This window comes from Cupriavidus sp. 96C5-1 (genome assembly GCF_057798855.1).
Map to the genome: position 1 here is coordinate 13,846 of NZ_JBYOJU010000071.1, position 23,484 is coordinate 37,329.

Genomic DNA, 23,484 nt, shown 5'->3' on the forward strand with positions numbered 1-23,484 from the left:
CGAGGGGGCTCGGTAATGGCAGCAGAAGTAGGCTCCACCAGCCTGCGCGTGCGTCTGCTGGCCATCATCGGTGTGTCGCTCACCCTGCTGTGGAGCGCGGTGGCGATGTGGATGTTCCTGGACGTGCGCAATGAACTGCGTACCGCGCTGGATGATCGGCTGGCGGCGTCGGCGCGCATGGTGGCCGGGCTAGCGCTTCAGTTTCCGTCATCCGTGGCCCCTGCGGATGGGCGGGGTGGCTCGCCGCTCGACGTGATCGCACGCGACGGCCTGGCCTGCGAGGTCAGCCTGCTGCGAGGGGAAGTCATGACCCAGACCATGGCGCGCACGGCGGGCAGCCCCGGCCTTGCCGTCGCCTCGCCTGGGTACGGCACCCACCTATTCGGCGGCAAGCTCTGGCGTACCTATGTCCTTGAGCAGGGTGGGATTCGCATTGCCACGGCCGACCGGGTAGATGTACGCGAAGGCCTGCTGCGCGACATTGCCTTGTCGGCGGGTGTGCCCTTTGTTGTCGCCTTGGCAGGCAGTCTGCCGCTGTTGTGGTTCGGCATCGGCCGGGGGCTGGCTCCCATCGAGCGCGTGCGCGTTGCGCTGGCTCAGCACCGTCCCGACGATGCGATGCCGCTGTCTGAGACCGACACGCCGCCCGAACTGCGCCCACTGGTGAGCACCATCCACCGCTTGCTGGAGCGGGTCCAGGGGGCGATTGCCCGTGAGCGCCGCTTTACCGACGACGCCGCGCATGAACTGCGCACGCCGCTGACTGCGATCAAGACCCACCTGCAGGTAGCCGGGCTCGCTTCCACCAAGCCGCAGGCGGCAGGGATTCTAGCGGAAGCATTGTCCAATGCCGACCACGGCGTTCAGCGGCTGCAGGGCACGCTGGATCAGCTACTGCTGCTGGCGCGACTGGACGGACGGGTCGAACCGGGAAGCGTCGACTGTGTGGACGCGGGCTCGGCAGCCCGGCAGGCGGTGGAGGATGCAACGGCCACCCACAGCGCTGCAGGTCGGTTGGTGCTGGAGGAGGCCGGCCGGGGCGTGCCCTTTTCCGTTGCAATCCCAGAGGCCTTGCTGGTGTCGGCGCTACGTAATTTGCTCGACAACGCACTGCGGTATTCGCTCCCGTCCAGTATCGTTCAACTGAGAGTCGAACTTGCTGGCGATGACTTCGTTTGTTTCTGCGTGCTCGACGAGGGACCTGGATTGACTGACGCCGAATGCGTGCAGGCGGTCGAGCGCTTCTGGCGCCGCAGCGCGGGAACGCAGGGCAGCGGTCTGGGGTTATCGATTGTCCGTTCCATTGGCGATTGCTATGGCGGCGAGTTGCAGTTACGTCGCAGGGCCGAGCGTGGGCTCGAGGCCCGTCTGTTCATCCCGGCGCGCAGCACTGAGTCATGAGGGATCCAGAGGCCCCAACGCATCTTCGTAGCTGAGTTTCCCGTGGGGAGCGGGTGTTTGGAAGCGTGGGGCCTTCAATGATCTGTCTCAAGCGCGGTGTCGGAGCGGTACCGATGGGCAGGCTTGCTCATGGTCGTCTGCTGTCAAACGAACTAAAGATGGTACGAATTCGCTACTAAAGTTGACGCGGCGCAGCTGGTCGGCCTCGCCGGCGGAAAAGCCCGCGGCGAGCATGGCCACCTGCATCACCTGTCACAGGTGGTCCTGAGCCGTTCATCTGCACCCACACGCAACTCTTTGCCTGTGCACGCCGCCCGGGCTCTTTCAAGGGTAATCGTACCTTTCGTGGCAGATCTGGCGGTAGCCGCGCGCAGAATCGCCTGCTGAAAGGTTCTGCGGCTTGACGGTACTCACCCAATCGGAAGATCCGCAGTGCTGCCGGCAATGTGGACGTGGTGATCGTGCCGACCTCCGCGAACGGGCGCGGCACCGGCATCGTGCGCAGCGTGCCCGTGGTAGCGAGCGGCAGCACTGCCGTGTCGACCGCGGCCTTGCCGATCACCCTCCCGAGTTCGGTGTTCCGCACCGTTTCCGGAGCAGTCACCCCGGCCAGCGCACTGGCGACCATCCGCGCACTTCAATCGACGGGCGGCGGCACCTTCGAAATTGCATCGACTGCCGCGGCAAGCGATACGGGCGCCTACAGCTTGTTCCCGACCCAGGCTGCGCTGCCGGCCGGCGCTCCTGTGGTGGGGACCTACCAGACCACGCTGCCAATTCCGCTGACGGCGGACGCTGCTGCGGCAGGCAAGTACGGCATCCAGGCCACGAGCGCCAGCGGGACAGTCAGCACGCAGCAGGTCAACGTGACCGTGGGCAACGTGATCCAGAATTTCGGATTCTGACGCGAAAGCAAGCCAGGATACCGGTACCGCCGGTGCCCAATTGAGACAAGGGAGAAGAAGAAATGAAATTCATTCTCGGCGCGGTGCTGGCTGGCACGCTTGCGACCGGCTGCACGGTCTATACGCCTGGTGTCGCGGTTCAGACACCTGCTGCGGTGGTCGTCGATCCAGGCCCGGGGCCGGGCTTCTGCCCACCGGGTCAGGCCAAGAAGGGGCGTTGCTGAGCAATTGAACCGCAGCCGGCTGCACCAGCAGTGTGTTTACCTAACTGAGGAGACTCTGATGAAAAAGACTCGCGTACTATCCTTGATCGCGGCGGCCGTCCTGGCGACGGGTTCGATGGCGGCCTTCGCCCAGCATGGCGGTGGTGGCATGGGCGGCGGGGCCAGAGGCGATTTTGGCGGCCGTTCGGACAGCCACATCAGCGGCAGCGGCCTGCGCAACTCCAACGGTCCGGACGCGGTAGACCGCGACAAGGGACGCGCGCGTGCGGAGGATCGGAGCGAAACGCATACCCGTACCTCCCACGGGAAGGCCCAGGGGCATCGCAAGCATTGATCGATATAAGGTGCGGGGCCCATGCTCAAGGCATGGGCCCTGAATGAATCGAGGTGTGCCGTATTTGTGCTGGGATTCAGGCCACTTTGTGCTTCCTGAATACCCATAGGGCCCGATCTGGCGCGGATCTCGAATCTGCCGCACGTTCTGAAATTCCTTGTGTTGGCGAACTGATTTCTGGCACCGGTGAGAGCGAGGTGGCTTGGTCTGCGAGCAGCTCGGACGCATCCGGTGGAATCATCTTGTCGTCCTTGGCGATCAGGTACCAGCTCGGCTTGGCACGCCAGGCAGGCGAGATGACTTCACCAGCCAGCGCATCCACACCCCATCGCGGTCCTGCGGGAGCGCATCCTCCTTGTCCCTCAGACAGACATAAACCGGGCTTATCTTGCTGCCTCGCTCGGGAACCTTGGTTATCTCGACGAAGCGCGTGGCGTCTGGGACGAGCTCATCGCCATCAACCCGGCCTACTCGTTCGCAGATCAGATCGCTCGTATGCCCTTCAGGAATCCGGAGAATCTGGCCCGCACCGCGAACGGTCTGAACAGGGTTGGATTGCCGGCAAACTCCAACATTCTTCCCTGAGCACGGGTGATGCCGCTGCGAGCGACGGTTGGCACTCGGGGAAATGAGTTCGTGAATCGCCTTGCCGTCGCCTGTCAGTTGGAAAGCGAGTTCGCCACTAGCGAGGCCATGATTACTGCGTCGAACACCCGCTGACATGGCGGTACAAAAGGGGACTCGGAGAGGCGTCTTGCACGGGTCGAGAGAGGAGGGTGGGAGGAACGGAGCGGGAAAAGGCGAGGAGGAGACGCGGTATCCGAGGCGCTTCCCGGATACCGGCATGTCAGCGAATGGGCGCCGCAGAGAGCACCCGTCTGGCGGCACCTGTTACCGCGCGACGCCGTACCGCGCGGCGGGCTGGTCGCGCGAGAGATTAGGACCGAGCACGGCGCGGGCGGCCTCGAAGGCATGCCAGTCGGCAGCTTCGGGCAGCGACGGCACGGTAATCACCTCGCCCAGATCCAGCCCGGCCAGGGCGGCGTCCACCAGATCGTCGCCGCTCATGACGATGCCTTGCGGCAGGTTCTCGACCGGCTGGCCGGCGGTGTCCCAGAATTCGGTCCGGGTTGCGCCCGGCAGCACGGCCTGGATGCGCACGCCCTTGCCGGCAAGCTCGTGCTGCAGCGATTGGGTGAAGGCCAGCACGAACGCCTTCGAGCCGCCATACACGCCATTCAGGACCTCGGGCGCCACCGCGACGATCGAGGCGATGTTGATGATCGTGCCCTGGCCACGCGCAACGAAGGCAGGTGCGGCGGCATAGGTGAGGCGCGTCAGGGCGGTGACGTTGAGTTCGATCATTGCCTGCATCTTGTCGACATCCGACTGCAGCAGCGGCGCCGCGCCGCCAATACCGGCGTTGTTGACCAGCGTGGTGATGCTGGCGTCAGTGCGCAGCACGTCTTCGATGCGTCGTACATCGGCGGCCAGGCCAAGGTCTGCCGTCACAATCTCGACCGACCGGCCGGTCTCGTCCGTAACCCGGCGGGCCAGCGCTTCGAGTCGGTTGCGGCTGCGCGCCACCAGGATCAGGTCATGGCCACGGCGGGCCAGGCGGTCGGCATAGATGGCGCCGATGCCGGAAGACGCGCCGGTGATCAGTGCGGTGCCGGCGTACGAGTGTGTTGTCATGTCAGTTCTCCAGATTCAGTGTGGATGGGGGTTTTGGCAATCGGCGGTGGATCCGACGGCTGCGTGAAACGAAGATTAGGGACATAATGGCGTGACGCCAATGTCATAGATGCCACCTTTTCTGCCATCACCCGGCGGGTGCCTCTGATTCGCCATGGAGATCGATATGCATCACGTAGCCCTTGCCCTCTATCCCGGGTTTCAGGCATTGAATCTGGCGGTCTCGACGGTGCTGGAGTTCGCCAACCGGTCGCTCGGGGAGCCGCTGTACAAAGTTCACCTGCTGTCCGAGCATGGCGGGCCCGTGATGAGTTCGGGCGGCTTCGCCGTCAGTACAGAGCCGTTTGGCCGGCGCCGCTTCGATACGGTGCTGGTAGTGGGGGACAACGACGTTTTGCCCACGCCGCCCGCACTGGTGGCGTTCCTGCAGCGCGCGGCACGGACCTCGCGGCGCATTGGCGCGACCTGTACTGGCGCCTTCAACCTGGCGGAGGCAGGACTGCTGGATGGCCGTCGCGCCACGACGCACTGGTACTACGCGGAGCAACTGCGGCGGCGCTTCCCGGGCGTCGGGGTGGAGGAGGACCGTATCTTCATCATCGACGGCCCGGTCTGGACCTCGGCCGGCATGTCAGCCTGTATCGATCTGGCACTGGCGCTTGTGGAGAAAGACGCAGGCGCGGCGGTCGCGCGCGATGTGGCGAAGAAGCTTGTCGTGTATCACCGCCGGGCCGGCGGGCAGTCGCAATTCTCGGCGCTGCTGGACCTGGAGCCTCGCTCGGACCGCATTCGTGCCGCGCTGGATTTCGCGCGGCAGAACCTGCAACTGGAACTCTCGGTGGAACAACTGGCGGATGCGGCGCACCTGAGCCCGCGCCAGTTTGCCCGCGCATTCCGGGACGAGACCGGGCAGACGCCCGCCAAGGCCGTGGAGCATCTGCGTGTGGAGGCGGCCAGGTTGATGATGGAAGCCGGCCGTCATACCATCGATGTGGTGGCGCGGGACACCGGATTCGGCGATCGCGAGCGCATGCGTCGTGCCTTTCTGCGGGCCTTTGGGCAACCGCCGCAGGCGATCCGGCGCATGGCGCGCGGCGCTGAACTGCAGGCTGCATAGAAAGCGCGACGGCAGCCGGATCGGCGCGCGCATTGTGAAGGCCACGGAACAAGTGAAATGCGGTGGACCACAATGATCTTGCGGCGATGGTTGTCCAGAATGCAAGGCATCCCCCGTGACGATACGTCATGCGGTTCTCGAATTCCCGTCCGATCCAATTGGAGACACCATGTCCATTCACGAACGACTCGCCGCGCGCGGCCTGGTGTTACCGCCTCCCCCGCAGCCTCTGGGCAGCTATACAGCGGTCAGCCAGGCCGGGGATCTGCTGTTTATCTCGGGGCAGTTGCCGCTGCAGGATGGCAAGGTAGTCTGGCAGGGCCGGATCGGCACGGATCTGACCGTCGAGCAGGGCAGGAGCGCGGCCGAGCTGGCGGCGCTCAACGTGCTGGCACAGATCGACGCCCACCTGGATGGCTTCGGGCGCCTGGACCACATTGTCCGTGTCGACGGTCACATTGCCAGTGCGCCGGGCTGGTTTGAACAGCCGACGGTCCTCGACGGCGCATCCGATCTGTTCCGTGACGTGCTGGCGGAAAAGGCCGGCCACGCGCGGACCATTTCCTCCCACTTCCAGCAGCCGGGGAATGCGGCCGTGATTCTCGTTGTCATTGCCCAGATCCGGTCCGCATGAGCGCAGCGCTTCGCGCCGCTATGCCGAAAATTTCTCGACCAGGAAGTCGACGAACACCCGTACCCGGCGCGTGACATGGCGCGCGGACGGGTAAAGCAGCACAAAAGGCCGCGAACTGCCGCCGTAATTCTGCAATACCTCCACCAGTGCGCCATCGCGCAGGTCCTGTTCCACGACGAAGCGGTAGGTCTGGAACAGGCCGGCGCCGGCGCGCACCAGCGTTGCCCCGCCGAGAATATCCTCTGACACCGCATACCCGCCGGTCGTGGCGATCTCCGTCTCCTCTGCGTCGACCTGGAAGCTCCATGGGAGCTTGCGGCCGCTGCTTGGCCGCTCGAACTGGATGCACTCATGCTTGAGCAGGTCCTCCAATGATTGCGGCGTGCCGGCACGCCGGAGATACCCGGGTGTTGCCACGACAACCAGCTCGGCGTCTTCCAGTTTGCGGGCGATCAGGTTCGAGTCATCTGGCGCGCGTCCTCGCACCGAGAGGTCATAGGTGTCATCCGCGAAGTCGACGTTGCGGTTGCTGATGTGCACGTCGATGTCAACTTCCGGGTACTGCTTCCGGAATGCCGGCAGCACCGGCAGCACGCGATAGTGGGCGTAAGGGGTCGGCAGACTGATGCGCAGCCGCCCGGCGGGGGCCCCGTGCTGGCCGCTGATCTGCCGCTCCGCGTCTACCAGTTGCGCCAGCGCGCCACGGCTCTGCTCGAAGTACACCCGTCCCTCGTCGGTCAGGCGGATCTGCCGCGTGGTTCGCACAAACAGACGGACCCCAAGGCGTTCCTCCAGTCTCTGAACTGTGCGGCTGACTGCCGGCGGTGTCACGCCGGCGGCCACGGCGGCCGCGGTGAAACTGCCCAGCTCAGCCGCCAGGCAGAACAGCTCGATGCTGCCAAGCTGAAGGTCATCGAATTGCCGTTTCATGTCTTGTCGTTGGTGACCATGCGGCCGATAGGATCAAGCGATCCAAGAATCATATGTGTGGCATCGACGGAAGTCGATGCGGGAGGGCCGGCAGCGCGTTTAGGTGATGATAAAGGTACTTACATATCGCTTCAGAGGGAGCGGCGTACGGCGCCACTTGTACTTGCCACGCACAACTGTTTGTTCCCGCGAGGTCTTCGAAGGCCGTACGGAATTGCCTAGATTGGAACCCATCGGAGCCACCGGCCCGATCGGCGGCGAGGCCGACTCAACTTACATCGAGGTTCAAAATGAGCACAGCACAGAAAGTCGTAGTCATCACGGGCGCATCGCAAGGCATTGGCGCCGAACTGGTCAAGGCATTCCGCGAGCGTGGCCACCGCGTCGTGGCGACGGCGCGCAGCATTAGGCCGTCCGACGATCAGGACATCCTGACGGTCGCCGGCGACATCGCCGATCCGTCCACGGCGCGTCGCGTCATCGCCGAAGCCGTTGCCAGGTTCGGCCGCGTTGACACGCTGGTCAACAATGCCGGCATCTTCGTCGCCAAGCCGTTCACCAGCTATACGGACGAGGATTACGCCGCGATGACGGGCGTCAACCTGACTGGCTTCTTCCATATCACGCGGCTGGCCATCGCCGAGATGGAGAAGAACCGCAGCGGCCACGTGGTCAGCATCACCACTAGCCTGGTCGACCATGCCATCAACGGCGTGCCGTCGGTGCTGGCGTCGCTGACCAAGGGCGGCCTGAACGCCGCGACCAGGTCGCTGGCCATCGAGTATGCAAAGGCCGGCATTCGTGCCAACGCGGTGGCGCCCGGCATCATCAAGTCGCCCATGCATGCACCGGAAACCCATGAGGCGTTGGGCGCGCTGCATCCGATGGGGCATATGGGCGAGATGCGGGACATCGTCAATGCGGTCCTGTACCTCGACGCCGCGCCCTTCGTCACCGGCGAGATCCTGCACGTTGACGGCGGCCAGAGCGCCGGGCATTGAGCGGGCCCGTCAGGTCTGCCCCCGCTTGGGCGCCACCCGTGGCATTATCGACATGATGCTGGTGGTGGCCCGGGGAGTGGGCATGCCGCGCGCGTTGGCGCGAGTCGCCAGCTCCGCAACTGCTTGCCAGTCATTCATGCCATGCAGCACAGCATAGCGGCTGTTCGCTGGCAATCGCGCCGGGACGATGCAAATGGACGCACATATCGACCACATCCTGATCGTCGATGACGACCGGGAGATCCGCGAGCTGGTCTCGACCTATCTCACCAAGAACGGCCTGCGTGTGACCGTGGTGCCGGATGGCCGGTGCATGCGATCGTTCGCTCGACGACGCACCTGGTCTTGCCTCGACCGCTGCAGTGCGGTTCGCCGCGACGAACGATCTAGGTCGCAATGCCAGCGGCGGTGTTGTCACGTTGCGGTGGCTGAACACAATGCAAGCAAGGGCGGCGCATCGCTCAGAAGACGGTGGACGGATTTTGGGTGAGGCCGGTCAAAAGACGCCATGCATCGAACCGTGCGGCGAGTTGTTTTCGGTAGAGTGATGCCCGTAGCAGATGCCGCTTGAGCGCGAAATGCTGCCGGATGGGACCGAAGCTCGACAGGAAAGCCTGCGTGCGCTCAGGAACCCGGAAACCACGCATTCGACGCTCACGTTCACGCGTGGGCTGATGGCTGTTTTCGGCGCGGTTATTGACCCGAGCACTGGCTTTGACGAAGACGTGCCTGACGCTCGCCAGTTCGGGAATCTCAGCCTTCGCCGCCGGATAGCTGCGCAACTGGTCAGTGACAATCTTGCGCGGCACCTCAGGACAGGCCGCCAGTACGCGTTTGAAGATCCGTTTTGCCGCAGCCTTGTCGCGCCGCTTCTGCAGCAGGATATCAAGTTCGGCGCCGTGCTGATCGACTGCCCGCCACAACAGATAAGGCTCGCCGCGCAGCATCAAAAACACCTCGTCGAGGTGCCAGGTCGAACCCGGCTTGCGACGGGCAGCTTTGAGGCGATGTGCGAAGCCCGAACCGAATTTGTCGCACCATCGGCGGATCGTCTCGTAGCTAACGATGATGCCGCGTTCAAACAGCAGCTCTTCGATATCACGCAGGCTCAACTGAAACCGGAAATACCAGCGCACGGCACAGCTGATGACCGCCGCCGGGAATCGGTGGCCATGATAGAGCGATTTTGTCTTTTTCATTGCACGATCTTACGCGACCATGCCGGTAACGTGACAGAGCCTTCGGCACATAGCCATCGGCGGCCAACGGCCGCAACCGTTCTACCGTCCGCGCGGTCAGTGCGTAATTCTGCTCGGCGCGCGCGATCTGTTCGGATGCCACGGACGCCGTGCCACGCTCCGTGCCGATGGTGCGTCGCCGCGTGCCCAGCATCGCGCGGACGAGGTCCGCATCGAGCGAGGCGTCGTCCGAAGCGGGATAGCGGACGGTGCGTTCGTACGCGTAGACCGACAGGAGGACGGCGAGCAGGACGATGAGGAGGACGATCAGCTTTCCGCGCAGCGGTCCGCGGCGGACACCGGCCATTTTCATAGGATGTGCCCCGTACCGAGGAGCCAGACGATCTCGGCGATCATCAGGCCGATTGCCGTGTTGACGAGCAGCGGGAAACCGAGAATATCCGCCCAGCCCGTGGCGATGGGGATGCGCCAGGCAACGATGGCGCCCGCGATGCCAATCACGGCGCTCAGCAGCCAAAGCGGGAAATAGGCTCTAGACAGGCCTATGGACGGGGCGCCGGCACAACCAGACAGCGAAGCGGCCAACGCGACGAGCGCAAGCGAGCGTGCCATGGAATCGGGGGGCGGAATCGGTTCACGCAATCCGGATTGTCCAAGGGGGCTCGGTGGATTGGCAACGCGGTGGCTTCGGTCAGCCTTGCCAGCGGGGGGCAGGCCGTGATACCGGCGTGGCGGCGATTCGAGGCGGTCTTGGGTGCGCCAGTCAGATGGCCTGCTGGCGGGTCAATCGGGCACGGCAATGGATGCAGGCATCGCGCACCATGAAATTCACGAGCGTCGGCGAGACGCCGAGTTCCGAAGCAATATCCTTCTGCGCCATGCCCTGCACGCGGCACATCTCGAACGCGCGTTGCGTGCGCTCCGGCAGTTCGGCCAGCGCGCCCATCAGCGCGCACAGCGCCTGGCGATCCCGGACGATGATGTCGGGCAGCGTGGCCGGGGAGGGCGCGTTGACGCCTTCGTCCTCCGGCGCCATCCATTTCTGTTCCAGCGACTGCCGTCGGTACGTGTCGATCGCCAGGTTTCGAACGATCTGGAACAGGTAGCTGAGACGGCTGCGGATCGACGGCTCGTCCGTCATGGTGCGCAAGCGCAGGAAGGCGTCCTGCACCACGTCTTCGGCCTGGTCGCGAGAACCCACGATGCGGGCCGCGGCACCCACCAGCGCACGTCGATTTGCCACGAAAAGCCCCAACAGCGTGTCCGCGCCAAGGGCGGGCGTCAGACTGGTGCCAATTTCGGTTAAGGGAATCACGGGGGCGGCTCCTTGAATTGGTGCAGTGCGGAGCAGGTACGTTAATAAGAATGAGAATGATAGTCAATTAATAAAAAAGTAACCCTGTTGTTAGTAAAGATGAAATTTTTATCACGATTTCGGGATGTGAAAGCCATTAAATTTCTCCCTTGCTCACTCGTCCAGGCTGCGGTTGAGACGCCTTGGCAGCCACGTGACGCATCGGCTGGCCCCTCTAAATAGATACGCTCGCCGTTCGTCATGGTCTTAATGGAGATTCGATTCGCCCCGGGCGTGCCGCCCCTCACATCTCTTCCCAGTCCGATGCCGAGCGTCGCGCTGTGGCAGTTGCATCTCGACGGGAAAAGCGCCTCAAGGGGCATATTGATCGAGTGCCTGAACGCCGAAGAGCAAGCCCATGCGGCGAATCTTCGGCTGCAATCCGACCGACTGCGCTACGCCGCCACCCGCGCCGCACTGCGCGCGCTGTTGGGGCGTAGGCTTGGCCTGCCTGCCGATTCCCTGCGCTTTGAAACCGGCCCGCACGGCAAGCCATGGCTAGAAATTTCGGCGGCCCCGGGATTCAACGTGTCGCATGCGGGAAATTTCGCGTGGATCGCCCTGGCGGAGGGCGGCGGGGCGGTGGGGGTCGATATCGAACGGATCGACCCCGGACTAGGGCAGGACTCGCTGCGCGAGATGGCGGCGCACTGTCTGACCGCGCGGGAGAGCGACTGGCTCGAAACTATGCCGGCGGCGGCATGGCCCGAGGCGTTTCACCTGCTATGGACCGCCAAGGAAGCCTTGCTGAAGGCGCTGGGGCTGGGGATTGCCGACCACCTGCAGCACGTTTCGGTGGCCGTCGATACGAAACAAGGCGATGTGGGCGACGCGCACGGCGCGCGCTGGCTCACCGTCCGCCCAGAATCCGGCCAGCTCGCTGCCCATGCGGCAGCGCTGGCGCGGACCCGGCTCTATCGGCTGGACGCGCCTCCGGGCTATGCCGCGGCAATGGCCTGGCTGCCACCCTTCTGAACCGTAGACGGGGCCCAGCAACGATCGCGATTCGCGCTCAATGCATCGTGGATCGCCCCGGCGATTTCCTCGGCGCGCACGGGCAGCACGGACAGCAGCGTATCGCTCAGACCATGGCTGCTCTGGCAGAAGCCCTGGAGGTACACGGGCACGGCCAGCTCCGGCGCCGCCTGCACGCGATAGTTGCGATCCACCAAAAAGTCTCCGAGATAGCGCGCCAGCGGCTCCAGCAGGCGACGATGGCTTTCGCGCTCATAGCCGGTGGCCAGCACCACGGCGTCATAGCGGCGCGTCTCGGAATCGGCATCGATACCCGCGCCGGGCGCCGTCGTGGCGACCGTCAGCTCGATCCCATTCGCACCGCCATGGGCGGCCCGCACGGCCTTGCACGTCAGCAGGTTCGCGCGGAACTGGCCGCTGACCTTCTGGCGATACAGCATCGCGTAGATCTGCTCGATCAGGTCGGCGTCGATGACCGAGTAGTTCGTGTTCAGGTACGCCTCGATCAGCCGGTCACGGCCAGCCTGGGCCTGCTCGAACACCACGTCGGTATAGGCCGGCGCGAAGATCTCGTTGACGAACGGGCTGTCGTCAGCGGGTTTCAGCGCCGCGCCGCGCACCATCCAGTCCACCTTTACCGACGGATAGTTGTCGTGAAGGTCGATGAACGCCTCGGCAGCGCTCTGGCCGGCGCCGATCACGGCAATCCGCATCGGCTTGCCGCCCACGCAGGGCTGGTTGCGGATCCAGTTCAGATAGCCGCTATGGTGCGTGACCCGGCTGTCATCGCGCATGCCGCGGAACGCTTCCGGAATGCGCGGCGTGCCGCCGGTCGACAGCACGATGGAACGTGCCACGCGGGTGCGTTCGCGCCCCTGCGCATCGCGCGAGATCACGCGCACGCGGTCGATCCTGCCGCCATCCGTCTCGGGCTCGATCGTCTGCACCTCTTCGCCCAGGCTGCATTGCCCCGCGAAGTGGCTCGCGGCCCAGCGCAGGTAGTCGTTGTACTCCATGCGGCTCGGATAGAACGTGCGCAGGTTGATGAAGTCCACCAGTCGCCCGTGGCGATGCAGGTAGTTCACGAAGCTGTACGGACTGGTCGGGTTGCGCATCGACACGAGGTCTTTCAGGAACGAGATCTGCATCTCGCTCTGCGAAACCAGCGTGTTGCCGTGCCACTGGTAGTTCTGCTGCTTTTCCAGGAAGTGCGCGTCGAGCGGCCGGCCGGAAGCCGCTTGCTCCTGAAGCGAGATAGCCAGGGCCAGGTTCGATGGCCCGAAGCCGATGCCGACCAGATCGTGGACGGCGGGAGAGATGTCGCGGAGCGTCATGTTTCGGTCCTTGCTGAGCAATCGGGAAAAAGGGAAGAGGGCGCACGCGCGCCCCGTTGGCAGAGGAATCAGTTGCGTGGCGTGGCTGGCGCCGTGGTGTCCGGCAAGAGCAGGTGTTCGCCGAAGAACCGCTCGCGCAGCAGCATCACGAGCATCGCGCGCTTGTGCGGGAAGTCGAACTCCTTGATCTTCGAAAAGCCCGCCTTGTCGAGGTTGGCGATCTGGCGCACGTGGTCGGCGCGCGGCTCGCCGACGATGCGCTGCGTGCGCGGATCGTCCAGGAACTGGTAGTGCTGGATGGCCGGGAACCACGCCGTCAGGAACGCCTTGCCCCGGAACGCCGGTTCGCCGATCAGCACGTGCCAGCCGCGATCGTGCTCGTGCGCATCGTAGAACGGCGCGATGCGGTTCTCCTTGGCCCAGTACACCTCGAAATAGCCGAAGGGCGTGTCGTCGAACGACGCGATCAGCGGCAGCATATGCGGATCGTCGATCAGCCCTTGCAGATAGGCGCGATGCTTGGCCTCGTCGCCTTCCTCGTTCCAGAAGTAGGCGACATCCGGATCGTTCATCCAGCGATGCAGCAGCGGCAGATCCCGCTCCAGTTCAGCGGCGCGCAGCATCAGCGTCTTGTCGAGCCACGGGATATGGCGCGCATAGACCACGCCATCCGGCTTGCCCGGCCGCAGCGGATGGCGCTTGCCATCGGTCATCGCATAGCGCAGCGGGAACGGCCCTTCGGACGCCGCCATGTACAACTCGGGGCGTTGCCAAAGCAGGCTGGCGTGCGCAGTACCCGCGATACCGCCACGCGCGCCACCGGGCTCGCGCAGCAGCGCGCCGATCTGGTGAAGACGATCCCGTGCGCCGCGCGATTCGATATCGACGCGCAGCGCGTACGGCGCGCCGTTGGCGAAAGCGGCATCCAGCGCGGCCATCGTTGCATAGGCCAGTTCGTGGTCATCGGCGTGGCTGTCGTGCAGACGCAGCACGTCGCCAGCGAACTGGAAGCTGGCAAGGGGCTGGCCGCCCCTCGTCACCGTCAGGCGCGAACCGTCGTAGCGGCTCTCGCGGCGCAACGTGGGCTGCGCCGCGAACGACAGGTGGCGCGAAAAAGGAGCAAGCGTTGTCGGCATATGGATCTTCGTGTCTGGCATGGCATTCGTTGGACGGTGCATGACGTCTGCCGTCATGCCTATCGAGACGATGCGCGGCGTGGAGAATTTAGCGCTCAGGCGGCGCGATGCAACGGCACCGCCGTTGCATCGCGCGTTTGGAAGGCGCGGGCCAGTGCGCCGGAAATTTCCGCGCGGGCCTCGCCGGCGTCGGCGACGATATTGCCCATGCGCAGGAACTCGTGAACCATGCCCGCGTATTCACGCACGACGACCGGCACGCCGGCATCGGCGAGCTTTCGCGCATAGGCGTGGCCCTCGTCGCAGAGCGGATCGCATTCGGCCAGCACGATCAGCGCGGGCGCCACGCCGCGATGATCCTCGGCGCGCAATGGCGCAAAGCGCCAGTCGCGACGGTCCGCCTCGTCGCGCAGGTACTGGCTGTAGAACCACTCGATCGTGTCCGTATCGAGCAGATACCCTTCGCCGTACTGCCGATGCGAAGCGGTGTCGGTGGTGCCGCCAAGGCCCGCATAGCAAAGCACCTGAAAGCATGGCCGGGGCAAGGCGGGTTCGTCGCGCGCCGCCAGGGCAAGCATGGCGCTGAGGGTTCCGCCCGCGCTGTCGCCGCCCACGGCGACCCGGGAGGCGTCCAGACCCAGTGATGCGGCATGCCTGCCCAGCCACGCCAGCGCATCGATGGCGTCATATGCCGCAGTTGGAAACTTGAACTCCGGCGCCAGCCGGTACGCCACCGACACCACGGCGCAAGGCGTGGCTGCGGCGATCGCCGTGCATAGGGACGCATGGGAATCGAGACTGCCGACCGTGAAACCGCCGCTATGAAAATGCAGCAGGACCGGCAGCGCATCCCCGTCTCCTTGTCGATCGGGCGCGTAGAGCCGGGCGTCGATGTCGGACCCGTCTCGCGTGGCAATACGCAGCGCTTCGACGCGGCCCACGGGTTCGGGCGGCAAGTCGAGCGCCGTGGACGCGTCATCGAACTCGCGCCGCGCCTGCGCGGGCGTCAGTTGATGAATCACCGGGCGTTTTCCGGTTGCGGTGGCGATTTCCACCATGTCGAGCAGCGCTTCGAGGTCGGGATGCAGGGGCATGGAATTCTCCGTGGACGTTGCCGCGCGTCAGGCAGCGGTGGCCGTGGCCAGCGTGGCCGTGGCCAGCGTGGCCGTGTCGCTCTGCGCCCCGCGATGCGCCTGCACGGTGTCGCTGACGATCTGGCCGTTCTCGATCTTCACAACGCGGTCGGCCAGGTCGAAGTAGCGGTCATCGTGCGAGATCACGAGCACCGCCTTGCCCTGCGCGCGCAGTTCCGACAGCACTTCGCGATAGAACACGTCCTTGAAGAGCGGGTCCTGGTCGGCGGCCCATTCGTCGAGGATCATCACCGGGCGACGCTCCAGGCACGCGACGATCAGCGCCAGTCGTTTGCGCTGGCCTTGCGACAGCGACTGCGTGGTGAAGCGACCGTCGCGCACCGTGACCTTGTGGCCCAACTGGAAGCGCTGGATCAGGCGATTGGCCAGCGCGTCGTCCTGCGGAGCGTGCGCAAGCAGCGTGTCGAACAGGTGGAAATCGGAGAACACGGCGGAGAACTGCGCTCGATAGTCGGCGAGATGCGCGGGGTCGGCCGCCTCGCCGTTATGGCGAAGTTCGCCGGCCAGCGGCGGATACAAGCCAGCCATCAGCTTGGCCAGCGTGGTCTTGCCGCTGCCGTTGCCGCCCACCAGGAACACGATTTCACCGGCATGGAGCGCAAGATCGACCGGCCCCAGCGCAAAGAAGCTGTTTTCGCCTTCGTGGAAGTAGCGATGGCTGGCGGCATCCAGCGACACGCTGGCAAAGCGGGAGACTGCTCGGTCGCGGGGCGGAGCCTCGGGCGCGGCATCGGCACCCAGCGCCTCGATGCGCGCGTATGCCACACGCCCCATGCTCAGCGCCGGCAGCGCATTGAGCAGCGATTCCAGCGGCGACATGATGTACAGGAACATGATCGTGAAGCCAGTCATCACGGCCGGGTCCAGCGGCGTTGCGCGCGGCGCGAAGAGCACGCCGCCGATCACCGCGAAGAACAGGAAGCTGCCGAAGCCCAGCGCCACAAAGAAGATCGACAGGCCACGCGTGCGTGCGGTGCGCACGGCATCGAGCGTCACGCCCAGGCTGTCGCGAATGAAACTGCGCTGCTTGTCGTGATTGAGCTTGAGTTCGCGCGCGCCCGACACCAGCGACTTGAAATGGCCGTGCAGCGCATCCTGTGCGATACCGGCCTGCTTCAGGTGCACCAGCGCGCGGCGGTGGTTCCAGTGATAGAACCACGAGCCGACACCGAGAATCGCGCAGGCGATGGCGAACGTCGGCAGCGACAGCCACGCCAGATAGCCAAGGCAGCCGAGCACAACCATCGAGTTGGTCAGCACAACCGGAATCACGGACAGGCCGTTGGCCACGTGGGTGCTGTCATCGGCCAGCGCCGCCTGCACCCGCGCATTGCCGGTCTGCTCGATATGCGGGTAGGGCGCGCCAATGAAGCGCTCGCAGATCTGCGCACGGATACGCGCCAGCGCGCTCTGGCTGACGCGCACGAACAGCGTCGACGCCAGCGTGCGGCACGCCAGCACGGCGATCGCCAGCGCCGCGAACGGCAGTGCCAGTTGCGGCGCGTCCGCGCCTTGCGTGGCCAGCACGCGGTTGATGAGCGCCACCATGCTGACGGCGCACAGGCCAGCGGCCAGGCTGGCCGCGGCGGCCAGGACGATGGTGAGCCGCAGCTTGCGCGGCAGGGAGGCAATAAGCGACATGCTGGCTAGATCCGGGATCGGCATTGCCTGGATGACGTGCGGCGCGCGGGGAAAATTAGGGGGCGTCATGCAAGCCCATCGTCATGGAGCCACCTCCCTAATTTCCATCGCAGGCCATTCGTCATCCGTCAGGCAGGCCGGCATCTCGCCATGGCCGACGCAACACGTACCGCATGATCGACTTTCTCGCCCCATTCTTCGCCGGGCCCTTGCGGCCCTATGCCGAACGACTCGCGCTGGCCAGTGCGGCGGGGGCGGAACCATCGGGGGTGATGGCACGCGGTGCCAGTCTGGACGCCGGCTGGGCCGCCGAATGCCTGGCGCGTGCGTCCCGTGCGAGCGATTGCGAGGACCTGCGGGCACTCGCCGCGGCGTGGTTCCGCGACTACACGATGGCGGTGCTACCAGGAGCGCTTGTCGCGGCCACGCTGCATCGGCGCGGTCTGACGTTCGACGCAGACGCGGTGGTCTGGTGTGGCGCAGCCAATGGCTGGCTGGCGATGCTGGTACTGCCGGACGGCGGCGAGGCGTCCGGCGCCACGCTTGCCGCGTTGCTGTCACCGCTGGTCAACGCCCATCTGCCGCGCGTGGTGGCGGCGTTTTCCGTAGCCGCCCGGGTATCCCGGCGTTTGCTCTGGTGTACGGGTGGCGTGGCCGCCGCGGGCATCGCGCGGCAACTGGCCGCGCATCTGGTGCTGACGCCCGCGCAGCGCGCGGAAGTGCTGGCATGGATCGACGCACCCGTGTCCATCGACGGCTTCGCCAACCCGTTCCATGGCGCATTCCGACCTGGCGCGGAACCGGGCCAGCCGGGCGTGGCGCCCGTGCGACGCATCTGCTGCCTGAACTACCGCTTGCCGGGCGAGGGCCATTGCGGCACATGCCCGCGCACGGCGCCTACTCCTTCGCGGACGCCGTCCGCAGGCGCCAATGTTGCCATAGCCAGTACGCCGTGACGGCAACGGGCACACCCAGGCCGATCCAGCACAGGGCGTCCCACGCGCCATCGCCGAAAATGCCGGCCGCCAGACCCGCGAAGGACAGCACGCCAAGCAGCACCGGCATCGGCCAGGTATCGTCGATCAGCTTCATGCCTGGTCTCCCGACAGTTGCGGCGGCAGCGTTGCAGTGGCGTCCTCGCGGCTGCGCCGTGGTCGCTTGAGCCAGAAAATGAAACCCGTCACCGTGGCGCCCGCCGTGATGACCGTCAGTAGCGCCCACAGGATCTGCAGCGGCCGGCCCGCATAGTCGCCGAAGTGGAACGGCGCCGACAGCAGCAGTACCTGCAGATACCACGGCATGCCGCGCACGGCGGCCACGCTGCCGTCGCCCGCATCGACAAGCACGATCGCGTAGACGCGCTTCTGCAGCTCCGTGTGGCCGCGCAGCACCACGCCGTAGTGGCGTCCGGTGGAAAACTCGGTATTCGGATAGAAGACGAAGGCCGGGTCCTTCCCCGGTACCTCCTTGTGCGCCTGCTCCAGCGCGCGATCCACCGGCACGAACGATGCGGGCGTCGGCCCCGGCAGCGTCGCGATCAGGTGCTGCAGCTCGGTCTTCTGCCAGACCCCGATGATCAGCGGGGAAAACGACAGGAACGTCCCCGTCAGCCCGACCACGAGTGCCCACACCATCACGACGATGCCGAACAGGTTGTGCAGGTCCGCCTGCACGATGCGCACCGGCTTGCCGAAGCGGATCAGGCCAAAAGCCAGCTTGCGCATGAACGGCCCGTAGACGACGAGCCCGCTCATCAGGCTCAGCGCGAACAGCACGCCGATAAAGCCGATGAAGAACTGCCCCGGCAGGCCGAGGAACAGGTTCAGGTGCAGCTTGAGGATGAAGCCGCTGAAGGTTTCGCCCGGCGGCCCCGGCTTGCGCGTGGCGCCCGTGGCAGCGTCGAACTGGACCGTCGTGCCATTGCGCAGCTTCGGCTCGCCAACGGGTCCCACGCGCACGCCAACGGCGTCGGCATCGTCGTCCGCAAACGAAATCGACTTGGTGATCTGACCCGGATGCGCGGCCTGGGCCGCGTCGACCAGCGTCTGCAACGCCGGCCGCTGTGCCGGCACGGCAACGGTGCGCTCGGCAGCCACCGCGCCGTGATGTTCCTGGCCGAGCAGCGCATCGATGTCCTCGTGGAAGATCAGCAGTAGGCCGGTGACGCACAGCACCAGCAGATTCAATGTGCAGAGCAGGCTGGTCCAGCGATGGATCGCGTACCAGAAGCGCAGCGTGGGGGCTTTCATGTTCTTGGACTCCTGCAAGGCAACGCCGCCCGGACGGACGGGCGGCGTCTTGCTGCTTACCAGCGGTAGGTGGCCGTACCGATGATGGTGCGGCGGCGACCGTAGTAGCAGTTCGTGGCGCTGTCGCACCCGGCCACATACGTCTTGTCGAACAGGTTGTTGACGTTCAGACGCAGCGTGTAGTGCTTGGCGAAGGAGTAGCTCGCGGCCAGATCGAACAGCGTGTACGCCGGCACGGTCGTCACGTTCGTCTGGTCATACGACTTGCCCATGTACCGCACGCCACCGCCTAGCCAGACGCCCCGCAGGAAGCCGCTCGACAGGCGGTAATCCGCCCACAGCGAGGCCATGTGCCGCGGGATGTACTGCGGCGTCTTGCCTGCGTTCGGCGCGTTCGGGCCCGCCTGCGTGACTTCGGCATCCGTGTACGTGTACGACGCCAGGATGTTGAAGTTGTTCGTGACGGCCCACGTGCCTTCCAGTTCCACACCGCGCGAGCGCACTTCGCCGAGCTGCGAGACCTGGGTGGGCACCGGCGACGTCGTCAGCACGTTTTGCTGCGTCAGGTTGAACAGCGACAGTTGCGCGAAGCTGCGCGTACCCTTCGGCTGCCACTTCAGGCCGGCCTCGTACTGCTTGCCGGTGGTGGGCTTCGGCGTGCCGCCGCCGTACAGCACGGTGGTGGCCGTCGGCTCGAACGAGGTCGAGTAGGCAAAGTACGGCGACAGGCCATACGGGCCTTCCCACAGCAGGCCGGCGCGGCCGGTGAACTTGCCGTCGTCGGTGCCGGAGTGCGTCACGACGTTGGTGGCCAGCGTGCGGGCGTCGGCATCGACCTTCGCCTTGTCGTAGCGGCCGGCCAGTTGCACCACCCAGCGGTCCGCCACGCGCAGCATGTCCTGCAGGTAGAAGCCCACCTGGCTGCGCACCGTGGTGGTGTCGCTCTGGTACGCCGGCGCCACGAAGTTGCCGTACACCGGGTTGAAGATGTCGATAGGCGGTTGCTGCGTCGGCAGGCTGCCGGTCTGGCCCAGCAGGCGACCGAACGTGGACCGCGTGTAGTCGATCCCGGTGAGGATCGTGTGCTCGAAGATGCCGTGCTTGACCTTGATCTGCGCCTGATTGTCGACAGTGAACAGGTTGTACGACTCGTTCGACCTCAGGCCGATGCGGCGCAGCAGGTACGGGCCATTCGCCGGATTCGATACGAGACCGCCATTGCCGTTGATGTCCTCGTAGCTGGTGTACATGTGGCTGTAGCGCAGGTTCTGGCGCAGCGTCACCGTGTCATTCAGGCGATGCGAGAACTCGTAGCCCACCATGTACTGCTCGCGCTTGAAGCGCTCGAAGGACGGTTCGCCCGGGAAGAAGTCGGTCGGGATCTTGGACCCGTTCGCCAACGGCGTGATCGTACCCACGGCCGGCAGGAAGCCGGCGCTGTTGCCGGCGTTGTCGTGATAGATCTGCGAGTACAGCGTGAAGCTGGTGGCGTCGGTGGGGCGCCACGTGATCTGCGGCGAAATGAACAGGCGGTCGTCGCCGGCGTGGTTCGTCTGCGTCCCGCTATCGCGCGCCAGCGCGGTCAGGCGGTAGAGCACCTTGCCGTCCTTGTCGAGCGCACCCGTGAAATCGCCCGAGATCTCGCGGCGATCGTAGTTGCCGAAACTCAGGTTGATCTCGTTCGACGATTCCGCCTGCGGCCGCTTGCTGACCTGGTTGATCAGGCCGCCCGGCGCGGTCTGGCCGTAGAGCACCGACGAGGGCCCGCGCACGATGTCGACGCGCTCCAGGCTGTACGGCTCCAGGTCCCAGTAGGCATAGCCGCCGGACCAGGGCATCTTCAGCCCATCCCAGTACTGGCCGTTCTGGGCGGCGTTGAAGCCGCGGATGTAGTACGTGCCGCGCCGCGTATCGACGATCGGCTCGGTGCGCACGCCGGCGCTGTAGCGCAGGGCTTCTTCCACGCGCTGGGCGCCCTGGGCACGGATCTGGTCCGACGTGACCACGCTGATCGACTGCGGCGTGTCCTCGATGGGCACGTCCGTCTTGGTGGCCGATACCGACTTCTTGCCCACCGGGCCGTAGTTTTCGGCGACCGTATCGGCGCGCACGCTGACGGCCGGCAACTGGACTTCGCCGCCGCTGGCGGGGGCAGGCGTGGCGTCGTTCGTCTGCGCGTACGCCGTCTGGATCGTGACAGCCATGGCCAGCGCGGTCAGCGCGAATGGTTGCCGATTCGCCCAAGCCTGACGCGGCCTGGCGCTTTTACCCGTCCTCATATTTCTCCTGATTCTGCAGTTTTTTGATGGAGTAGTGATTCTAAATGCAAACTATTCGCATTTGCATTTATAAAATTACGATTCCTGGCCTACGTCGGTAGGTTTGTGGCGGACATGCCCTCAGTCGGCACAGGGGAATGCGGGCGTCCATCGCCCGAAAGCCCGGCGTCGAGGCTGGCGGCCAGATCGGCCAGCAGCCGCGCGTCGCGGACGATTCCGTGGTGATCCACCCCATCGAGCACCGCCTCCCGCCATGGCGCTCCCTGCCATGCGGCCAGCCGCGCAGCGGCAATATCGCGGCTGGAACGCCACCAGACGGCGCGTGGCGCGCTTACGACAGGCACCGCCTGCTGCGATGCCGCCATGGCGCCCAATCGATGCGCGGCGACGAACATCTGCGCCAGTTCTGCGGCCCCAAGCCCGGCCTGCGGCGATGGCGAGGCGGCCACGAGCGGCGCCAGCAGGCTGGCCACAAGGTCGGCCGCCGGCGCAGCGGCCGGCTGCGCGGGCAGCGCCAGGGCGCCGGCACCCGGCAGCAACCGCGCCGCGAAATCGGCCAGCGCCGCGGGCCAGCCCGGCGCGGCGTCGGCAGCCGGCGCCCGGCCTTCCGGCACGAATGGGTCGATCAGGCCAAGCCATTGCACCGACTGCCCCTGGGCCTCAAGCTCGCGCGCCATCGCCGTGGCCAGCGTCGCGCCCAGCGACCAGCCCAGCAGCAGATAGGGCCCTTGTGGCTGGGCGACACGCCATTCGCGAACGTAGTCGGCCGCGATCGACGCCAGCGACGTGTCGCGCCACGCCGGATCGCCCAGCGCCCGCGACTGGAAGCCATAGACCGTCCGCGCCGTGCCGAGCTGGCCCACGATGGCGTCGTAGTCGAACAGCGTGCCCAGCGCGGCATGGACGCACGCCACGGGCGGCAGGGCGCCGCCGGCGGGGCCCTGCGCCAGCACCCGCAGCGCCGTGGCCGCCACGGGCGCGGCTTCCGCATCGGGCAGCAACTGGCCGATGGTCGGCGTCCGCATCAGGTCGCGCAGCTTCAGGTCGATTCCCAGCGCCTTGTTGGCCCGCACGCGCGAAATCACCTTCAGGCTCAGCAGCGAGTCGCCCCCGAGCGTGAAGAAGTTGTCGTCAAGGCCGACGCGCTCCACGCCCAGCACCTCCTGCCAGACCTGCGCCAGCCAGCGCTGGGCTTCGTTGCGCGGCGCCACGAAGTGCTCGGCACCCTCGGCCTCCGGCGCCGGCAGCGCGCGACGGTCCAGCTTGCCGTTCGGGGTCAGGGGCAGGGCGTCGATCACGACGAACGCCGCCGGCACCATGTAGTCGGGCAAGTCGGCTGCCAATGCCGTGCGCACGGCGGCCACGTCGATCTGGGCAGCGCTGGCCGACACCACATAGGCGACCAGCCTTGCGCCGGCAGGGCCCTCGACAGCCAGCACCGCCGCATTGCCCACACCCGCCTGCGCCAGAATCCGCGCCTCGATTTCACCCGGTTCGATCCGGAAGCCGCGAATCTTCAGTTGCTGGTCGATCCGGCCCAGGTACTCCAGTTGCCCGTCAGGCAGCCAGCGCGCCAGATCACCCGTGCGGTAGAGCCGCGCACCGTCATCGGCAAACGGATCGGGAATGAAGCGCTCCGCCGACATGCCGGGACGGTTCAGATACCCACGCGCCAACCCTTCGCCGCCGATATGAAGCTCGCCCGCCACGCCCGGCGGCACGAGCTTCAGCTCCGCGTCGAGCAGGTAGCAGCGCCGGTCGCCAACCGGGCGGCCAATCGGGGCGTAGGTGCCCGCGAAATCCGCTTCCGGCGCATCGCCGCGCACCTTCCAGACCATCGGCGTGACCACGGTTTCGGTCGGGCCATAGCCATTGATATAGGTCCGCGCACCCAGCGCGCGCCGTGCCTGGGCAAAGGCGCC

The 23,484-nt window shown here is 65.8% G+C and carries 24 protein-coding genes and 3 pseudogenes; 10 read left to right on the forward strand and 17 right to left on the reverse strand.

Annotated features, from left to right (window positions below; all coding sequences use genetic code 11):
* The first annotated feature begins 15 nt into the window (after positions 1-15).
* Complete coding sequence (locus AC3FOF_RS41885) at positions 16-1,401, forward strand: ATP-binding protein (protein WP_017231061.1); 1,386 nt, start codon at positions 16-18, stop codon at positions 1,399-1,401.
* 186 nt (positions 1,402-1,587) lie between these two features.
* Here AC3FOF_RS41885 and AC3FOF_RS41890 read toward each other — a convergent pair.
* Positions 1,588-1,653, reverse strand: a pseudogene (locus AC3FOF_RS41890) (hypothetical protein); the annotation flags it as partial.
* A gap of 209 nt (positions 1,654-1,862) precedes the next feature.
* Here AC3FOF_RS41890 and AC3FOF_RS41895 point away from each other — a divergent pair.
* The 3 genes from AC3FOF_RS41895 to AC3FOF_RS41905 all read left to right on the forward strand — a co-directional run bounded on the left by AC3FOF_RS41895 (position 1,863) and on the right by AC3FOF_RS41905 (position 2,864).
* Positions 1,863-2,306 carry a hypothetical protein gene (locus AC3FOF_RS41895; RefSeq protein ID WP_488730014.1) on the forward strand — a complete coding sequence of 148 codons (444 nt, stop codon included), beginning with the start codon at positions 1,863-1,865 and terminating at the stop codon, positions 2,304-2,306.
* A gap of 62 nt (positions 2,307-2,368) precedes the next feature.
* Entirely contained in the window at positions 2,369-2,530 is a 162-nt protein-coding gene (locus tag AC3FOF_RS41900) for a hypothetical protein (protein WP_488730015.1), read from the forward strand.
* Positions 2,531-2,588: 58 nt separating this feature from the next.
* The gene (locus AC3FOF_RS41905) at positions 2,589-2,864 is read left to right on the forward strand and encodes a hypothetical protein (protein ID WP_017231059.1); all 276 of its coding nucleotides are present in this window, start codon (positions 2,589-2,591) and stop codon (positions 2,862-2,864) included.
* Positions 2,865-2,940: 76 nt separating this feature from the next.
* Here the strand turns inward: AC3FOF_RS41905 and AC3FOF_RS41910 are convergent, their stop codons facing one another.
* Both AC3FOF_RS41910 and AC3FOF_RS41915 read right to left on the reverse strand, forming a co-directional pair.
* A complete protein-coding gene (locus AC3FOF_RS41910; protein WP_488730016.1) occupies positions 2,941-3,186 on the reverse strand; it encodes a hypothetical protein in 246 nt (81 codons plus the stop codon).
* 569 nt (positions 3,187-3,755) lie between these two features.
* On the reverse strand, positions 3,756-4,559 hold the full coding sequence (locus AC3FOF_RS41915; protein WP_017231058.1) for an SDR family NAD(P)-dependent oxidoreductase: 804 nt from the start codon (positions 4,557-4,559) through the stop codon (positions 3,756-3,758).
* Positions 4,560-4,725: 166 nt separating this feature from the next.
* Between AC3FOF_RS41915 and AC3FOF_RS41920 the strand changes: the two genes are divergently transcribed.
* Both AC3FOF_RS41920 and AC3FOF_RS41925 read left to right on the forward strand, forming a co-directional pair.
* Complete coding sequence (locus AC3FOF_RS41920) at positions 4,726-5,676, forward strand: GlxA family transcriptional regulator (RefSeq protein WP_488730017.1); 951 nt, start codon at positions 4,726-4,728, stop codon at positions 5,674-5,676.
* 169 nt (positions 5,677-5,845) lie between these two features.
* Complete coding sequence (locus tag AC3FOF_RS41925) at positions 5,846-6,310, forward strand: RidA family protein (RefSeq protein WP_488730018.1); 465 nt, start codon at positions 5,846-5,848, stop codon at positions 6,308-6,310.
* A gap of 18 nt (positions 6,311-6,328) precedes the next feature.
* Here AC3FOF_RS41925 and AC3FOF_RS41930 read toward each other — a convergent pair whose 3' ends face one another.
* Complete coding sequence (locus AC3FOF_RS41930; protein ID WP_276264778.1) at positions 6,329-7,240, reverse strand: LysR family transcriptional regulator; 912 nt, start codon at positions 7,238-7,240, stop codon at positions 6,329-6,331.
* Positions 7,241-7,530: 290 nt separating this feature from the next.
* On the opposite strand from AC3FOF_RS41930, the gene AC3FOF_RS41935 reads away from it, so the two are divergent.
* A complete protein-coding gene (locus tag AC3FOF_RS41935) occupies positions 7,531-8,241 on the forward strand; it encodes an SDR family NAD(P)-dependent oxidoreductase (protein ID WP_488730019.1) in 711 nt (236 codons plus the stop codon).
* Positions 8,242-8,434: 193 nt separating this feature from the next.
* Positions 8,435-8,566: pseudogene (locus tag AC3FOF_RS41940) on the forward strand (DNA-binding response regulator); the annotation flags it as partial.
* Here the strand turns inward: AC3FOF_RS41940 and AC3FOF_RS41945 are convergent.
* The 5 genes and pseudogenes from AC3FOF_RS41945 to AC3FOF_RS41965 all read right to left on the reverse strand — a co-directional run.
* A pseudogene (locus AC3FOF_RS41945) lies at positions 8,556-8,648 on the reverse strand (IS5/IS1182 family transposase); the annotation flags it as partial. The pseudogenes AC3FOF_RS41940 and AC3FOF_RS41945 sit on opposite strands and share 11 nt — an antisense overlap.
* 54 nt (positions 8,649-8,702) lie before the next feature.
* Entirely contained in the window at positions 8,703-9,440 is a 738-nt protein-coding gene (locus AC3FOF_RS41950; RefSeq protein WP_488730020.1) for an IS6 family transposase, read from the reverse strand.
* The gene (locus AC3FOF_RS41955) at positions 9,340-9,792 is read right to left on the reverse strand and encodes a hypothetical protein (protein WP_488730021.1); all 453 of its coding nucleotides are present in this window, start codon (positions 9,790-9,792) and stop codon (positions 9,340-9,342) included. Before AC3FOF_RS41955 ends, AC3FOF_RS41950 begins: the two co-directional genes overlap by 101 nt.
* Positions 9,789-10,052 (reverse strand): hypothetical protein, encoded by a 264-nt coding sequence (locus AC3FOF_RS41960; protein ID WP_488730030.1) that lies wholly within the window; start codon positions 10,050-10,052, stop codon positions 9,789-9,791. The genes AC3FOF_RS41955 and AC3FOF_RS41960 overlap by 4 nt, the downstream gene beginning before the upstream one ends.
* 151 nt (positions 10,053-10,203) lie before the next feature.
* Positions 10,204-10,755, reverse strand: a complete 552-nt coding sequence (locus tag AC3FOF_RS41965; RefSeq protein WP_006163264.1) for an RNA polymerase factor sigma-70 — start codon at positions 10,753-10,755, stop codon at positions 10,204-10,206.
* 303 nt (positions 10,756-11,058) lie between these two features.
* Between AC3FOF_RS41965 and AC3FOF_RS41970 the strand changes: the two genes are divergently transcribed.
* Positions 11,059-11,769: a 4'-phosphopantetheinyl transferase family protein gene (locus AC3FOF_RS41970; protein WP_488730022.1), complete on the forward strand. Its 711-nt coding sequence runs from the start codon at positions 11,059-11,061 to the stop codon at positions 11,767-11,769.
* Here AC3FOF_RS41970 and AC3FOF_RS41975 read toward each other — a convergent pair.
* From AC3FOF_RS41975 to AC3FOF_RS41990, 4 genes are all read right to left on the reverse strand, one after another.
* A complete protein-coding gene (locus tag AC3FOF_RS41975; protein WP_488730023.1) occupies positions 11,733-13,103 on the reverse strand; it encodes a lysine N(6)-hydroxylase/L-ornithine N(5)-oxygenase family protein in 1,371 nt (456 codons plus the stop codon). The two genes, AC3FOF_RS41970 and AC3FOF_RS41975, sit on opposite strands and share 37 nt — an antisense overlap.
* A 68-nt stretch (positions 13,104-13,171) precedes the next feature.
* Positions 13,172-14,260, reverse strand: coding sequence for a GNAT family N-acetyltransferase (locus AC3FOF_RS41980; RefSeq protein WP_488730024.1), 1,089 nt, complete (start codon positions 14,258-14,260; stop codon positions 13,172-13,174).
* Between the two features lie 74 nt (positions 14,261-14,334).
* Positions 14,335-15,333: an alpha/beta hydrolase gene (locus AC3FOF_RS41985; RefSeq protein WP_488730025.1), complete on the reverse strand. Its 999-nt coding sequence runs from the start codon at positions 15,331-15,333 to the stop codon at positions 14,335-14,337.
* A gap of 27 nt (positions 15,334-15,360) precedes the next feature.
* Positions 15,361-17,034 (reverse strand): cyclic peptide export ABC transporter, encoded by a 1,674-nt coding sequence (locus AC3FOF_RS41990; RefSeq protein WP_488730026.1) that lies wholly within the window; start codon positions 17,032-17,034, stop codon positions 15,361-15,363.
* Between the two features lie 173 nt (positions 17,035-17,207).
* On the opposite strand from AC3FOF_RS41990, the gene fhuF reads away from it, so the two are divergent.
* A complete protein-coding gene (gene fhuF / locus AC3FOF_RS41995; protein WP_488730027.1) occupies positions 17,208-17,990 on the forward strand; it encodes a siderophore-iron reductase FhuF in 783 nt (260 codons plus the stop codon).
* Here fhuF and AC3FOF_RS42000 read toward each other — a convergent pair.
* The 4 genes from AC3FOF_RS42000 to AC3FOF_RS42015 form a co-directional block, all read right to left on the reverse strand.
* Positions 17,932-18,126 (reverse strand): hypothetical protein, encoded by a 195-nt coding sequence (locus AC3FOF_RS42000; RefSeq protein WP_488730028.1) that lies wholly within the window; start codon positions 18,124-18,126, stop codon positions 17,932-17,934. The genes fhuF and AC3FOF_RS42000 overlap by 59 nt on opposite strands.
* Positions 18,123-19,283, reverse strand: a complete 1,161-nt coding sequence (locus AC3FOF_RS42005; RefSeq protein ID WP_416047122.1) for a PepSY-associated TM helix domain-containing protein — start codon at positions 19,281-19,283, stop codon at positions 18,123-18,125. The genes AC3FOF_RS42000 and AC3FOF_RS42005 overlap by 4 nt, the downstream gene beginning before the upstream one ends.
* A gap of 56 nt (positions 19,284-19,339) precedes the next feature.
* Positions 19,340-21,562: a TonB-dependent siderophore receptor gene (locus tag AC3FOF_RS42010; RefSeq protein WP_017231043.1), complete on the reverse strand. Its 2,223-nt coding sequence runs from the start codon at positions 21,560-21,562 to the stop codon at positions 19,340-19,342.
* An 89-nt stretch (positions 21,563-21,651) separates the two neighbouring features.
* A partial coding sequence (locus AC3FOF_RS42015; RefSeq protein WP_488730029.1) for a thioesterase domain-containing protein occupies positions 21,652-23,484 on the reverse strand: 1,833 nt, incomplete at its 5' end.

Excerpts from the sequence above, each read along its gene's own strand:
- AC3FOF_RS41985 (WP_488730025.1), bottom strand. The coding sequence starts at position 15,333 with ATGCCCCTGCATCCCGACCTCGAAGCGCTGCTCGACATGGTGGAAATC.
- AC3FOF_RS41900 (WP_488730015.1), top strand. The coding sequence starts at position 2,369 with ATGAAATTCATTCTCGGCGCGGTGCTGGCTGGCACGCTTGCGACCGGC.
- AC3FOF_RS42000 (WP_488730028.1), bottom strand. The coding sequence starts at position 18,126 with ATGAAGCTGATCGACGATACCTGGCCGATGCCGGTGCTGCTTGGCGTG.
- AC3FOF_RS41975 (WP_488730023.1), bottom strand. The coding sequence starts at position 13,103 with ATGACGCTCCGCGACATCTCTCCCGCCGTCCACGATCTGGTCGGCATC.
- AC3FOF_RS41955 (WP_488730021.1), bottom strand. The coding sequence starts at position 9,792 with ATGAAAATGGCCGGTGTCCGCCGCGGACCGCTGCGCGGAAAGCTGATC.
- AC3FOF_RS42005 (WP_416047122.1), bottom strand. The coding sequence starts at position 19,283 with ATGAAAGCCCCCACGCTGCGCTTCTGGTACGCGATCCATCGCTGGACC.
- AC3FOF_RS41970 (WP_488730022.1), top strand. The coding sequence starts at position 11,059 with ATGCCGAGCGTCGCGCTGTGGCAGTTGCATCTCGACGGGAAAAGCGCC.
- AC3FOF_RS41950 (WP_488730020.1), bottom strand. The coding sequence starts at position 9,440 with ATGAAAAAGACAAAATCGCTCTATCATGGCCACCGATTCCCGGCGGCG.
- AC3FOF_RS41930 (WP_276264778.1), bottom strand. The coding sequence starts at position 7,240 with ATGAAACGGCAATTCGATGACCTTCAGCTTGGCAGCATCGAGCTGTTC.
- AC3FOF_RS41915 (WP_017231058.1), bottom strand. The coding sequence starts at position 4,559 with ATGACAACACACTCGTACGCCGGCACCGCACTGATCACCGGCGCGTCT.
- AC3FOF_RS41925 (WP_488730018.1), top strand. The coding sequence starts at position 5,846 with ATGTCCATTCACGAACGACTCGCCGCGCGCGGCCTGGTGTTACCGCCT.
- fhuF (WP_488730027.1), top strand. The coding sequence starts at position 17,208 with ATGATCGACTTTCTCGCCCCATTCTTCGCCGGGCCCTTGCGGCCCTAT.
- AC3FOF_RS41980 (WP_488730024.1), bottom strand. The coding sequence starts at position 14,260 with ATGCCAGACACGAAGATCCATATGCCGACAACGCTTGCTCCTTTTTCG.
- AC3FOF_RS41905 (WP_017231059.1), top strand. The coding sequence starts at position 2,589 with ATGAAAAAGACTCGCGTACTATCCTTGATCGCGGCGGCCGTCCTGGCG.
- AC3FOF_RS42010 (WP_017231043.1), bottom strand. The coding sequence starts at position 21,562 with ATGAGGACGGGTAAAAGCGCCAGGCCGCGTCAGGCTTGGGCGAATCGG.
- AC3FOF_RS41885 (WP_017231061.1), top strand. The coding sequence starts at position 16 with ATGGCAGCAGAAGTAGGCTCCACCAGCCTGCGCGTGCGTCTGCTGGCC.
- AC3FOF_RS41960 (WP_488730030.1), bottom strand. The coding sequence starts at position 10,052 with ATGGCACGCTCGCTTGCGCTCGTCGCGTTGGCCGCTTCGCTGTCTGGT.
- AC3FOF_RS41935 (WP_488730019.1), top strand. The coding sequence starts at position 7,531 with ATGAGCACAGCACAGAAAGTCGTAGTCATCACGGGCGCATCGCAAGGC.
- AC3FOF_RS41990 (WP_488730026.1), bottom strand. The coding sequence starts at position 17,034 with ATGTCGCTTATTGCCTCCCTGCCGCGCAAGCTGCGGCTCACCATCGTC.
- AC3FOF_RS41920 (WP_488730017.1), top strand. The coding sequence starts at position 4,726 with ATGCATCACGTAGCCCTTGCCCTCTATCCCGGGTTTCAGGCATTGAAT.